13 protein-coding genes are annotated in these 13,034 nt (G+C 65.7%); 10 read left to right on the top strand and 3 right to left on the bottom strand.

Annotation, left to right across the window (positions count from 1 at the left end; translation table 11 throughout):
- The first annotated feature begins 110 nt into the window (after positions 1-110).
- The gene (locus XH84_RS28950; RefSeq protein ID WP_128920524.1) at positions 111-929 is read left to right on the top strand and encodes an aldo/keto reductase; all 819 of its coding nucleotides are present in this window, start codon (positions 111-113) and stop codon (positions 927-929) included.
- Between the two features lie 49 nt (positions 930-978).
- Positions 979-1,917 carry a hypothetical protein gene (locus tag XH84_RS28955; RefSeq protein WP_128920525.1) on the top strand — a complete coding sequence of 313 codons (939 nt, stop codon included), beginning with the start codon at positions 979-981 and terminating at the stop codon, positions 1,915-1,917.
- Between the two features lie 207 nt (positions 1,918-2,124).
- Here XH84_RS28955 and XH84_RS28960 read toward each other — a convergent pair whose 3' ends face one another.
- Positions 2,125-2,841, bottom strand: a complete 717-nt coding sequence (locus XH84_RS28960; RefSeq protein WP_128920526.1) for a DUF599 domain-containing protein — start codon at positions 2,839-2,841, stop codon at positions 2,125-2,127.
- A gap of 120 nt (positions 2,842-2,961) precedes the next feature.
- Here XH84_RS28960 and XH84_RS28965 point away from each other — a divergent pair, with 120 nt between their 5' ends.
- From XH84_RS28965 to XH84_RS28980, 4 genes are all read left to right on the top strand, one after another.
- Complete coding sequence (locus tag XH84_RS28965) at positions 2,962-3,636, top strand: glutathione S-transferase family protein (RefSeq protein WP_128920527.1); 675 nt, start codon at positions 2,962-2,964, stop codon at positions 3,634-3,636.
- 293 nt (positions 3,637-3,929) lie between these two features.
- Entirely contained in the window at positions 3,930-4,133 is a 204-nt protein-coding gene (locus XH84_RS28970; protein WP_007611353.1) for a hypothetical protein, read from the top strand.
- A gap of 171 nt (positions 4,134-4,304) precedes the next feature.
- Positions 4,305-5,312 carry a hypothetical protein gene (locus XH84_RS28975; RefSeq protein ID WP_128920528.1) on the top strand — a complete coding sequence of 336 codons (1,008 nt, stop codon included), beginning with the start codon at positions 4,305-4,307 and terminating at the stop codon, positions 5,310-5,312.
- A gap of 42 nt (positions 5,313-5,354) precedes the next feature.
- Entirely contained in the window at positions 5,355-5,795 is a 441-nt protein-coding gene (locus XH84_RS28980) for a DUF1489 family protein (RefSeq protein WP_128920529.1), read from the top strand.
- A gap of 97 nt (positions 5,796-5,892) precedes the next feature.
- Here XH84_RS28980 and panC read toward each other — a convergent pair whose 3' ends face one another.
- The gene (gene panC / locus XH84_RS28985) at positions 5,893-6,744 is read right to left on the bottom strand and encodes a pantoate--beta-alanine ligase (protein WP_128920530.1); all 852 of its coding nucleotides are present in this window, start codon (positions 6,742-6,744) and stop codon (positions 5,893-5,895) included.
- Between the two features lie 281 nt (positions 6,745-7,025).
- Here panC and XH84_RS28990 point away from each other — a divergent pair, with 281 nt between their 5' ends.
- From XH84_RS28990 to XH84_RS29005, 4 genes are all read left to right on the top strand, one after another.
- The gene (locus tag XH84_RS28990) at positions 7,026-7,949 is read left to right on the top strand and encodes a division plane positioning ATPase MipZ (RefSeq protein ID WP_128920531.1); all 924 of its coding nucleotides are present in this window, start codon (positions 7,026-7,028) and stop codon (positions 7,947-7,949) included.
- A gap of 340 nt (positions 7,950-8,289) precedes the next feature.
- Positions 8,290-9,150, top strand: a complete 861-nt coding sequence (locus XH84_RS28995; RefSeq protein ID WP_128920532.1) for an alpha/beta fold hydrolase — start codon at positions 8,290-8,292, stop codon at positions 9,148-9,150.
- Positions 9,151-9,283: 133 nt separating this feature from the next.
- The gene (locus XH84_RS29000) at positions 9,284-10,033 is read left to right on the top strand and encodes a vWA domain-containing protein (RefSeq protein WP_128920533.1); all 750 of its coding nucleotides are present in this window, start codon (positions 9,284-9,286) and stop codon (positions 10,031-10,033) included.
- Positions 10,034-10,105: 72 nt separating this feature from the next.
- Positions 10,106-10,831: a DnaJ domain-containing protein gene (locus XH84_RS29005; protein WP_128920534.1), complete on the top strand. Its 726-nt coding sequence runs from the start codon at positions 10,106-10,108 to the stop codon at positions 10,829-10,831.
- A 248-nt stretch (positions 10,832-11,079) separates the two neighbouring features.
- Here the strand turns inward: XH84_RS29005 and XH84_RS29010 are convergent, their stop codons facing one another.
- Positions 11,080-12,924 carry a D-alanyl-D-alanine carboxypeptidase gene (locus XH84_RS29010; protein ID WP_128948517.1) on the bottom strand — a complete coding sequence of 615 codons (1,845 nt, stop codon included), beginning with the start codon at positions 12,922-12,924 and terminating at the stop codon, positions 11,080-11,082.
- Positions 12,925-13,034 lie beyond the last annotated feature (110 nt).

Here is a 13,034-nt window from a genome sequence, read left to right on the forward strand (position 1 = left end):
GCGCCAAATATCCGGCCGGACTGCCGCGGCCTCCGTTGGCAGCGTCATGGGCCGGGTCCATAATGCGCTCTGATGACGTTTGGGGCTGCCGGAACGGAAGAGGAGTCCTCATGCTGTTCGTCGAGGCCAATGGCGCAAGAATCCCGGCGATCGGGCTCGGGACCTGGGAGCTGAGCGGAAGGCTTGCCGCGCGCGTGGTCGAGCAGGCGCTGCGGCTCGGCTATCGCCACATCGACACCGCCCAGGTCTACGACAATGAACGCGAGGTCGGCGACGGCTTGCGCGCCTCGGGCGTGCGGCGCGACGACGTCTTCCTCACCACCAAGGTCTGGACCAACCATTTCGCGCCCCACGATCTCGAGCGCTCGGTCAAGGAGAGCCTGGCGCGCTTGCGGCTTCCTAGCGTCGACCTGTTGCTGCTGCACTGGCCTAATTCTCACGTGCCGCTGGCGGAGACGCTTGGCGCGCTGTCGCATGCGAAGACGATGGGCCTGACCCGCCACATCGGCGTCTCCAATTTCACGGTGGCGCTGATCGAGCAGGCGGTGGCGGCCTCACCGGAGCGGCTCGTCTGCAACCAGGTCGAATACCACCCTTATCTCGATCAGGCCAAGGTGAGGGCGGCCTGCGACCAGCATGGCCTTGCCCTCGTCGCCTACAGCCCGATCGCCAAGGGGCGCATCAAGACCGACCAGACGCTGGTCGAGATCGGGCGCACCCACCACAAGACGCCGGCGCAGGTATGCCTGCGCTGGCTGCTGCAACAGAATGTCGCTGCGATCCCGCGCACCTCGCGCATCGAGCGCCTGTCTGAAAACATCGAGATCTTCGATTTCGAGCTGTCGGAAGACGAGATGAGCCAGATCGCCGCGCTCGCCAATCCGAAGGGCCGCCTGACCGACTTTGGCTTCGCCCCGAAATGGGATTGAGGGGAGACCGCATTATGCTAACAGCAGGGCGGCAATCCAAGATCTGGCAATGGAACTGCGGACAATCATACGGACGGACATTGCAGCGTCGGCGATCGCGCATCTGACGCTGGTGGCGCTGATCATCCTGATCAGCGAAGTCCATCCGTTCCACGCTACTCCGCCCGAAACCGTCACGGTGGACATCATCACGCCGGAGCAGGTGAAAGAGGAGGAGGCGAAGGCAGAGGAGAAGGCTCAAGAAGAGGTCAAGGAAAAGCCGCCGGAGCCCGACCTGAAGCTGCCGAAGCTCGATATCACTGACAAGGCGGATCCAGCGCCAAAACCCGCGGACAAGCCGCAGGCTTCGTCGCAACCTTCACCGCAGCCGGCGCTGCAGAAGCCGCCGCAGCCCGCGCAGGCGCCGAAGCCGCGTGAGGCCAACGCGCAGCCGCAACAACAGGCTCCGCCGCAACAACAGCCGCCGCAGCAACCCCAGTCGCAGCCGCTACCGCAAATGCCGCCTCAGCCGACGCCCCCGCAGCAGCAGGCTGCGCCGCCGCCGGCCTATCAGGCGCCGCAGCCTGACGTCACCGTCAAATACGGCGTCATGCTGGGGCTGCCGCCTGAATTGCCGCTGCCGCTGCCGAAAGACGTCGTCCCCAAGGACGATGGCGGCGACGCCAAGGATTCGATCGGCGCCAAGCTGCCGCCGGAAGTCATCGCCGCGCTTCGCGGTCACTTGCGCAGCTGTGCGAAATTGCCGGCCGGACTTGCGCCCACCGACAACGTTCACATCAAGCTGCGCACGGTGTTTTCGACCGACGGCACGCTGGCCCGCGAGCCGATCCTGATCGAGGCCCCGCCGTCCGCGAAAGGCGTGGCCCTCATGAAATCCGCGATGAGCGCGCTGCAGAACTGTCAACCTTACAAGATGCTGCCCGCCAATCTGTACGAGGAATGGAAGGTGCTGGACCTGCCGTTCAGCCCGCGGGATTTCGGCGGGTAGCTCTGGTAGCTCGGGTGGCGTCTTGAAGCCCGGGTGAGCGGCTTGCGCGCCACACTCTCGTTGTCGTGCCCCGGACGCAGCGCAGCGCTCCTTCAGCACTGCGCTGCAGAGCCGGGGCCCATCCATCCGCATTGTACCGTGCGGCCCTTGGGTCCAAGCTCTGCGCCGCAACGCTCAGCGCGTTGCGGCTGGTCCGGGACACGTACGTCAATGACCGCGCTTCATCTCCTCATCGCCGTGCACCACCTCCGGCGCCATCGCCGCCCAGGCGCTGGATGCGAACTGGCGTCGCCAGGTCACGACCACCACGGCGGCGGTGGTGACGAACAGCACCCAGGGGCTGACGAACCAGCCGAGATAGCCGAGCGCGAAGAAGAAGGCGCGCTGGCCGCGGTTGAAATGGCGGCCGGCGGATTCGAACAGGCGCGAGGTACGGATGACATGGGCTTCCGCCTCCGGCGTGTCGCGCCGCTCCGCCGGCGGCATGCCGCCGAACAGGATCGCGACGTAGTTGAACAGACGATAGGCCCAGGCGAATTTGAAGAAGGCATAGACACAGATCAGCACGAGGCCGACGCATTTCAGCTCCCACATCGCCGGCGACGTACTGAGGTCGATCGGCAGCTTGCTCAGAATCGTGATGGCGTCGTTGGTGGCATGCAGCAGCGCCAGCGCGCCGCCGAGCGCAAACAGGCTGGTGGAAGCGAAGAAGGCGGTGCCGTTCTGCAGCGAGGCCATGATCTGCATGTCGACCATGCGGGTGTCGCGGTCGAGCAGGCGGCGGACCCAGACCTCGCGATAGCGGTTCATGCGCGCCGACAGGCTGTCCCGGCCGTAGGCCGAATGCTCCAGCGTCAGGGCGTAGACCAGCCATTCGATGATGAAGAAGCCGACGGCGGTGATGTCGACCCAATGCCTGCTCATCTCTCTCTCCTCGGAAGCCGCCACGATTGCCACGCGTGACGGGGCGCGGCAACGATTGATTGGCGGCAGGCGATGGCGTTAAAAGCGGCGCTTCAAAGCGTTTCGGGAAGGACTGATGACATGGCTGCGCTGAAACTCGCGATCGGCAACAAGAACTACTCGTCATGGTCGATGCGGCCCTGGCTCGCGCTTCGCGCCAACGACATCCCGTTCGTGGAGACGCTGATTCCGCTCTACACCGACAATCCCGCGGACAAGGAGCAGATCCTGTCCTTCAGCCGCGCCGGCAAAGTGCCGGTGCTGGTCGACGGCGACGTCACGGTGTGGGATTCGCTCGCCATCATCGAATACATCGCCGAGCGCTATCCGGAAGTGAAGCTGTGGCCCGACGACGTCGCCGCGCGCGCGCAGGCCCGATCGGTGTGCGCCGAGATGCATTCCGGCTTCGTGGCGCTGCGCGGCGAATGCGGCATGAACCTGCATCGGCCGATCCGCCCCGTGGCGCTCTCCGCGGACGCCAAGGCCAACGTCGCGCGCATCGAGGAGATCTGGCGCGAGTGCCGCACGGGCTATGGGGCCAAGGGTTCGTCCAAGGGTCCGTTCCTGTTCGGCCGCTTCGGCGCGGCGGACGCGATGTACGCGCCGGTCGTGCACCGCTTGCGCACCTACGCGATCGACGTCGCGCCGGACACCAAGGTCTACATGGAGACGATGATGGCGCTGCCCGCGTTCCAGGAATGGACCCGTGACGGGCTCGCCGAAACGCTGGTCATCTCCAAGTTCGAGGACGCTTGATCGCCGGGTCCCCCAGGTCCGCTGGCCGCGTGTCGGCCGGCGGCGCGCCGGTCCGGAAATTGACCGGAGGCCAGGGATCCCCGGCCTGCGACTCGCCCGCCCGAACGAGCGGCCCGGGCGGTATCATCGGCCCGCTGGTTCGATCTCTATCATTTTGAAAAGACTGCAAAATTTACTCGTTTGCCATGCGGGCATGGCGCTGGCCAAAACCGTCGGCCGCGTGCTATACAGCGCCTGGGTTTCCGGCCGGCCGTCGTAGTGGGACCATGGGCGAGGCAGGCGTTGTTTGAGTGATGGAGAGGGTGTTGAAGCACAAATTCCCGATTGGAGCGCGCGTATTGTTCACGGCGAGCAACGTCGCGCGTCCCGCTGCCAGCGGCTCGTACGAGGTCATCCGCCTGCTGCCGACCGACGGCGACGACTGCCAGTATCGGATCAAGAGCTCGACCGAAGCCTTCGAACGCGTTGCCAAGGAAAGCCAGCTCGCGCTGTCCTGAGGCCAGCTCACGCTCCTGAAGGCTGACGCACCTCGCATGGGTGCCATCCGGAATTGTGTCCTGCCGCCGTTAAAAGGCCCGCTTCACCTTCAAAAGGTGGGCCGGGGCAGCTGCCGACTCGCGGTGCTCGCTTGACCATTCGCTCTCTGCTCGCGTGAGGGGACGTCGCGCATGAACTGGGCATGGGCCACTTCGCTCGACCAAATCTGGCGCTCACCGGCCTTTCCGATGTGGATGACGCTGGCCGCTGCAGGATTCTTCGGATTGATCCTGCTGATTACGCTGCTGCGCGCCGAGAAGTCGGTCGCCAACGGCGCCCTGACCGTGATTTCGCTGCTCTCCATCGCGATCGCCGGAGCCGCCACCGTGCGCGTCTATGGACCGGCGGGGCCGGACACGCCGGTCGAGGCGCGCGCGCAAGGTGCGGTCGTCGCCAGTCTGCCGGCGCTGTCCTGCCTTGACGATCTCGCCGGCGATGCCGTGGCCATCGGCTGCGAGAAGGCATTGTTCGGCTCGCCGGATGCCGTGGCTTCGGCCGTGTCCTACACCGCGGCCCGGATCGACCGGCTGATGGCGCTCGGTGATGCCGCGACTGCCGAGAAGAGCCTGACGGCGGACATGAAGGTGCTGCGCAAGGCGCTGGAGCGCGATCGCTACGGCCTTGTGGCGCAGGTGCTGGTCGTGCGCGACGGCTGTACCCAGTTCGATTGTGCCGCGTTCCGCTCGCTGACCGACCAGCAGCAGGTCGCTGCCAACATGGATTCCCGTCTCTACGACACGCTGGTCGCGCGCCATGCGCCGACCTGGAACGCGCCCGCGATGGCGACGGCGCCAGCAGCGCTGCCACCGACGGCGGCGCTTGCGGGTCTGCCGCCTTCGATGCCGACGGGCAAGCCGACCAACGCGGAGTTCCCGAGCGCCTCGTCGACGCCGCCGGTGAGCATCATGAATCCGGAGCCCGCGGCGACGACGCGGCAGGCGGCCCCTGCCGCGAACGCAGCGGCAGCGCCGGCCGCTTCGCGCGCACCGGCCGCGACCTCGGCACAGGCCTCGGCTCCTGCGGCACCTGCTGCGAAGAGGCCGCCGGCTCCGAAGGCTGCGCGTGCCCCCGCCGCGCCGGTTCCGCTCGCGCCCCCGCCGGCGTCGGCTGCGGCTCCTGCGGCTGCGGATAACGAGTAGTTCGGCATTCCAAATGCGGTGCTGCCCGGCTAATGCTTGGGCATGCCGCTACATCTGATCAAGCTCGCCGTCGGCTGCGACTCCGTCAAGGAATTGAAGGGGTGGATCGCCGAACGGATGCAGACCGCCAAGAAGAAGGGGCTGCCGCAACATCACATCCACATCACCCGCATGGTCCCCAAGCGCGACGCCGAGATCCTCGCGGGCGGGTCGCTCTACTGGGTGATCAAGGGCGAGGTCGCCGCGCGGGAAAAGATCATCGGCATCGAGCCGTTCCGCGACAAGGACGGTATCGGGCGCTGCCGCATCGTGATGCAGCCGAAAGTGATCTCGGTATCGCCGCGGCCGATGCGCCCGTTCCAGGGCTGGCGCTATCTCACCGAGGATTCCGTGCCGCCCGATCTCGGCAAGTCCGCTGCAGGCTCGATCGCGGCGATGCCGGAGCCGATGCGGCGCGAATTGCGCGATCTGGGTCTGCTCTAAGCATGATCCGGAAAAGTGCGCTGCGGTTTTCCGAAGAGATCATGCTCAAACAATAAGCTGAAGCGCGATGATGTCATCGCGCTTCAGACTCCTATCTTCAGACTCCTATATTGTCGATCAGCCGCGTGCTGCCGAGCTTGGCCGCGACCAGGATCCGCAACGGGCCCTCCTTGCGCGAGGCGACTTGCGCCAGCGTCTCGGCATGGCGGACCTCGTAATAGTCGAGCGCAAAGCCCGCCGCCTTGATCATCTCGGCGCCGCCGGCCATCGCAGGTGCGATGGCGTCGCCGGCCTTGATCCGCCGCGAGCTCTCTTTCATGGCACGGTAAAGGATGGGGGCGGTCTGCCGCTCCTCGGGCGACAGATAGACGTTGCGGGAGGACATCGCGAGTCCGTCGCGCTCGCGCACGGTGCGCGAGCCGATCACCTTGACGCCGAGATCGAGGTCGCGCGCCATCTGCGTCACCACCCGCAACTGCTGAAAGTCCTTTTCGCCGAAGATTGCGAAGTCCGGCCGGCACTGCGTGAACAGCTTGCCGACGACTGTGGCGACGCCGCCGAAGAAATGCGGGCGGAAGCGATCCTCGAGGCCGGCGAGCGCCGGCCCCTCCGGCACGATTCGGGTGGCGAAGCCCTCCGGATACATCGCCTTGACGTCCGGATGCCAGACGATGTCGACGTCCTCGGCCGCGAGCTTGGCGATGTCGGCCTTCCAGGTGCGCGGATAGGCGCCGAAATCCTCGGTCGGGGCGAACTGGGTCGGGTTGACGAAGATCGAGACCACGACGCGGCTGGCGCGCCGCTTGGCGAGGCGGACGAGAGACACATGTCCGTCATGGAGGGCCCCCATGGTCGGGACCAGCGCGATCGTGGCCTTTCGCTTGCGAAGAGTGTCGACGGTGCGGCGCAAGGTTGGGACCGTGCGGGCGATCAAGGGGCTTGATGACATCAGGACTCGGCAGGGTTGGGAATCGGCGCGGTGTGATCTGCGCCCAGGGCGACTAACCTTAACAAGCAGCGATCATGGACGCCATGCATGCGGATGCGGCACAGCATCCCGCGCAAGGCCGCACGACATCGCGACATTGTAGACTGGATCACAGACGAAGATTGGCGCCGCGATTCATGATGAAGAACGGCGCAGTACGATTTGCATTGCCTGTCACGCATTTCACTTGACCGCAGACGCGGCCAACTCGAAGATATTCATCAGGGGTGTTGAGGATCGCCATGCTTGTGCAGGCTAGCCAAGGCCAATCCGGCTCGGCGCATGTGGTCGTGCTCGGCAACGAGAAGGGCGGCTCCGGCAAGTCGACCACCGCCCTGCACATCGCGGTTGCGCTCCTGAAGGCTGGCCAGCGCGTCGCCACCATCGACCTCGACTGCCGTCAGCAGAGCTTTACCCGCTACATCGGCAACCGCGCCGCCTGGGCGCGCCGCACCAAGCTCGACCTCGAACTGCCGGTTCATCGCTGCATCAAGCTCGGCGAGACCATGCAGATCGCCGAGAACGAGAATTCCGAGTTCCAGCAGTTCATGGAGGCGGTCTCGGCGGTCGAGAGCAGCTTCGACTTCATCGTCATCGATACGCCGGGGACCGACAGCTACCTGATGCGGCTTGCGCATTCGATGGCCGACACGCTGGTCACGCCGATCAACGACAGCTTCCTCGATTTCGACGTGCTCGGTACCGTCGATCCCGCGAGCTACGCGGTGACGGGCGAGAGCCATTACGCAGAGATGGTGCGCGACGTCAGGCGCAAGCGCCGCCAGCTCGACGGTTCGACCACCGACTGGATCGTCGTGCGCAACCGCCTGTCGATGCTCGGCTCCCGCAACAAGCAGCTGGTCGCCGAGGGGCTGAAGGATCTCTCGCTGCGGCTCGGCTTCCGCTACGTCGATGGCTTCGCCGAACGGGTCATCTACCGCGAATTTTTCCCGCGCGGCCTGACCGCCCTCGACGAGATCGACGAGGTCACGCTCGGCATGCGGCCAAATCTCGGCCATCTCACCGCGCGGGAAGAAGTGACGAGCCTGCTTCGTCAGCTCAAGCTGCCGCTCGACGAACGCGGCCGCCGCCGCGCCGCCAACCGGGCCGAGTGGTTCAACCAGGTCGACAAGCCGCTCGAAGTCCACGACATCCTGGGCGCCTGAGGCGGTATATCGCTACTTCCGATCGATCTAACCGGCCGATTCCTCAGGGAACCGGAGCCGCGTTTGGCCGTTTTCATCCTACGCATACGCGAAATTGAACCCGATCCTGACCGGTTGCGTCGGATAGTGAGATACACCCTAACGTAGCCGTGGAAAAACAGGGTGCCTAGAAAACGTGTGCGCCGCACAACGAAAGAGCTGCCGGTTCACAATATTTGGCCTTCCTGTCACGCGCCTGTGACATATATTAGCGAATAGGCGACCAGGGGACGAAGAGCCCCGGAAGAACACGATTTTCAACAGGGATTCAGGCCGCAAACGCCTGAGGCTGAGGACGAAAATGAAGCGTGGAATTGCCGTTCTGGTTTCGGTCAGTGCCCTCTGCGGCATCGCCTATTTCACGGCGAGCAAGTGGGCAATCAAGCACGAGACCATCACCTTCTACGACGCCTCTCGGGACAATCGTCCGGTGCCCGTCGACATCGCGGTGCGCCGCGACAAGGAAATGCAGGCCAATGCCGGCATGATCACGCTGCCGGTCGCAGTGATCAATCACGGCAACACCGTCAAGAACACCGAATACGGCTTCCTCGCGAACATCTTCGCTGCGCGCGGCTACATGGTCGTGAGCCCGCAGCACGATTTGCCGACGGATCCTCCGATGGTCACCAAGCCCGGCGAGCTCTATGTCGGCCGGCTGCCGCAGATCCTGCGCGGCGTTGCCAACATCCATCTCGCGATGCAGGAGTTGAAGAAGGTTCAGCCCAACGCCGACTACGCCAGGGTGACGATGGTCGGCCACTCCATGGGCGGCGACATCACGATGTATTTTGCCAAGCAGTATCCGGATGAGGTCAAGAAAGTCGTCACACTTGACAATCTGCGCGTGCCCTTCGTCACCGCCGGCAAGTTCAAGATCCTGTCGTTCCGCTCGCAGGATCCGCAGTTCAAGACCGATGCGGGCGTTCTCCCGACCGACGAGGAATGCGAGAAGGCGGGTATCCAGGTTGTGAAGACCGAATTCCAGCATAATGACATGCGCGACACCGGTCCGGATGTCGCCAAGAACTCGATCCAGGGCATGCTCGACAAATTCCTGAGCGTGACCGACAGCGAGATCGCGCCGGTCGACACGCAATCGTCGCCGCCCAACATCCTCGAGCCTGGTCCGGTCGCGCTGATGGCGCCTGCCAAGAGCTAATGCCCTAAGCCGACGCTCTTCCTCGTCGTCCGTCACGTTCTCAAAGCCCCCGCCGGTCTCCGCCCGCGGGGGCTTTGCGCATTGACCGGGCCTCCCGCGCTGACCACATTAGCTGTCCACGCAGGGTCAAGGAATGTCGGGCGAACCCATCAAGCCGCACCGCGGCGATGCCGTCTCCGCGCAAGCGGGCGGCGCGGTGCCACAAGCCGCAACGTCGACCGCGGAGGACATCGCCGCTTTCGTCGCCAAGGCGCGGGCACTGTCACCCCATGCGCCGGGCGCGAAGGGGCGGCTGATCTTCGCATTGGACGCGACGATGAGCCGACAGCCCACCTGGGACATGGCCTGCGCGCTTCAGGCCGACATGTTCCGCGAGACCGCGGCGCTCGGCAGTCTCGATATCCGGCTAGTCTACTATCGCGGCTTCAACGAGTGCCGTGCCACGGGGTGGATCTCCGACAGCGCCAGGCTTGCGGCTTTGATGAGCAAGATCGATTGCCGCGGCGGCGATACCCAGATCGGCAAGGTGCTGACCGAGGCGCGACGCGAAGCGGTCGCATCGGGCGTGCGCGCCGTCGTCTTCGTCGGCGATGCCATGGAGGAGAAGGTCGACGAGCTCTGCGCCAAGGCCGGCGAGCTCGGCATGCTCAAGGTGCCCGTGTTCGTGTTTCAGGAAGGTCATGATGCGGTCGCCGAGCAGGCCTTTCGCGAGATCGCGCGCCTGACCGGCGGTGCCTGGTGCCGGTTCGATCCAGGCGCGGCCGCGCAGTTGCGCGAGCTGCTGCGGGCAGCCGCGGCCTATGCCGCCGGCGGTCGCGAGGCGTTGTTGAAATTGGCGAAGACCGCGAGCGGCGCGGCCAAGCTGATCGGCCAGATGAAATAGCGCGCAGGCCGTCCTCGCTCGCGGCGGGGCGCATGCCATGCATTTTGCCGCGAGGGCGACTATATTCCCGATATGACCCTGCTCGCCGGCGCCGTCGCCGTTATCACGCTTTATCTGCTGCTCCAGACGTTCCGCGCCGCCAACCCGGCGGTGCTGGCGCGTGCCATCAGATTTGGTGGCGGCGTACTGGCACTCGCAGTCGCAGCGTTCACCGGCCTGCGCGGCGAGCTGGCGGTGGCGATCCCGCTGGGGATTTTCGGTGCCGGGCTGCTGGGCTGGACACCGCTGGCAAACGCCGGCTTCGGCAATGTCGGCGGACTGTTCGGCGGCGGTGCCGCGCCCGCGTCAGGGCAGGCCTCACGCGTGCGCTCGCAATTCCTGGATATGCGGCTCGACCACGATTCCGGCCAGCTTGGCGGACAGATCGTCGCCGGGCCTCACGCCGGGCGCGATCTCGGCGAGTTCGATCTTCCGAGCCTGCTGGCGATGGTCCCGACCTTCGACGCCGAGAGCGTGGCCTTACTTGAAAGCTATCTGGACCGCCGGTTTCCCGCTTGGCGTCAGAACGCGCAGGGCGATGCGGCAGGGGGGCAGCGCCGCACGGCGGCGAGCGGCAAAATGACGGCGGAGGAGGCCTATCAGATCCTTGGCCTGCAGCCGGGGGCGGGGCGTGACGACATCAGCCGGGCGCACAAGTCCTTGATGAAGAAACTCCATCCCGACCAGGGGGGCTCGAACTATCTCGCTGCCCGGGTAAACGAGGCCAAGGATACTCTGCTTCGTACGCATAACGGCTAACTCCGGCACCACGCCACAAACGCCCGTACCGTGTGAGCTCCGCTTGCTCCGTTTGCCGTCGCCCCGATGCCCGCCATTTCGGCGTGGTCGATCCCTTGAGCAAAGTTTTAACCGTAAATTCTTGACGAGAGGTTGTCGCGGAACAGCCTTGTCGTGATCCCGTCACCGCGTCCGCACAACGAACGCGTCCCCCCAAACGAAAATGCCCGCGCAAGGCGCGGGCATTTCGTCGGGAACGGGAAACGAGATCAGTTGCGGACGGTGATGCAGGAAATCTCGGCGCGCTTCAGGGTGCGGCAGACCGCTTCGGCTTGGTCGCGCTCGAGGCCGGCGAAGCGGGCGCGATAGAGCTTGCGATTGTCCTTTGCGACAACGGGCTCGGTGAACGGATCGGCCCTGCTGAGCAGGCCGCGGGCCGAGCTGCGCGCGGCGTCGATACGCTGCTGGGCTTCGTTCTCGCTCTCGAGCGCGCCGACCTGGACGATCCAGCCGTTGTGGGTGGCGGCCGGCTTGGTGGTGGCGCTCATCTGGACCGGCATCGGATCGGCGGAGGCGAGCTTCGGAGCGGCCGGGGCTGGCGCGGCGGCCGCTGTGGCGGGCAGCACGCCGAGGATCCCGTTGCCGGTGCCGAAGCCGGCCGGCTGCCGCGGCATCTCGGTGCGGGCGACCTCGGCCTTCGGCGCTTCCGCCTGGCTGACGATCTCGGGCTTGTTGATGAGGTCGGCCCGGGCGACCACGGCGCCGGAGGTTTCTGCGACGTCGGAACGGGACGGGATGGTGCTGGTGACCGGCGGGGCAACCTGGGCGGGGGCGGCCGAGGCGACCTTCACGGCGCCGGCCTTGACCTGAACCGTCTTGACCCGCACCGGCTTCATCGGCTCGGACGAGCCGGGGATGATGGAGAGCGGCTGGCTCGAGATCACGCCATTGGTGAGCGGCGCGGGCTCGATCTTGGATTCCGTCTGCCGAACCTCGGGCTTGCTGGTTTCCGGCTTGGGCGGGGACGGTGGCACCGCGGCCGTTGCGGCAGCAAGCGTCGACAGGCGGGCAGCGAGACGAGACGGGGCGGATTCGGGCGCAGGGGCCGCGGCCTGGACCTGCGCAGCGGGACGGGCCGGCGGAGTATCCGAGGCGGCAGCAACATCGGTGGCGGTGTCGGCGCCGTTGCGCTCGGTGACCGCGGCGACGGTGTGAGTGGTCGCACCCTTATCGAGATTCTCCGCGAGCAGGTTGCGCATGATGGCATCGCGCGAGCCGCCGCTGCGGCCGCCAAGCACGACGCCGATCAGATGGCGGTTGCCGCGGCGCATCGAGGTGACGAGGTTGAAGCCGGAGGCGCGGGTGTAGCCCGTCTTGATGCCGTCCACGCCCTCGACGCTGCCGAGCAGGTGATTGTGATTGCGGATCGACTGTCCACGCCAGTTGAACGTGGAGGTCGCGAAATAACGATAGTAGCGCGGGAAGCGCTCCTGGATGGCACGGCCGAGCGTTGCCTGGTCGCGCGCGGTCGTGACCTGCTCGTCGTTGGGAAGGCCGTTGGCGTTGCGGTACACCGTCCTGGACATGCCGAGCGCGCGCGCCTTGCGCGTCATCATCTGGGCAAAGTCGTCCTCGTCGCCGGCAATCGCTTCCGCGATCACCACCGCGGCGTCGTTGGCGGAGCGGGTGACGAGACCCTTGATCGCGTCCTCGACACGGATGGTCTGGCCGGCACGCAGGTTCAACTTGGTCGGATCCTGGTCGGCGGCGTGCTGGGACACCGGCATCTCGGTGTCGAGCTTCATCTTGCCGGACTCAAGGCGCTCGAACAGGAGATAGAGCGTCATGATCTTGGTCAGCGAGGCGGGGTGGAGGATCCCGTCGGGGCTCGTTGCCTGCAGCACCGCACCCGAATTGCCGTCGACGATGATGGACGCGAATTTCGGGCTGGAGCTCTCGGACACATCGCGCTGCACCCGGTGGTGCGCATAGTGGCGGCGATGGCGCCGTGCCTCGGCGGCATCGGTGGTGAAGATGACCGCGGTGGTGATCGTAAGAAGCCCGAAAACGCCAACCCGCGCCAAGCGCGAGGAAGACAAGTTTTTGCGAAGCATGGAACCCCGTCCCCGTTTCTGACTAGATCACCGGCTCGTGAGGCGAAATTGTGCCCATTGGACCCGGGATCATTACCTGCTCAGGCTGTCCCTCCGCTGGTGTTCGCCGC

Origin of the sequence: Bradyrhizobium nanningense, assembly GCF_004114535.1 — a bacterium.
GTDB classification, from domain to species: Bacteria; Pseudomonadota; Alphaproteobacteria; order Rhizobiales; family Xanthobacteraceae; genus Bradyrhizobium; species Bradyrhizobium nanningense.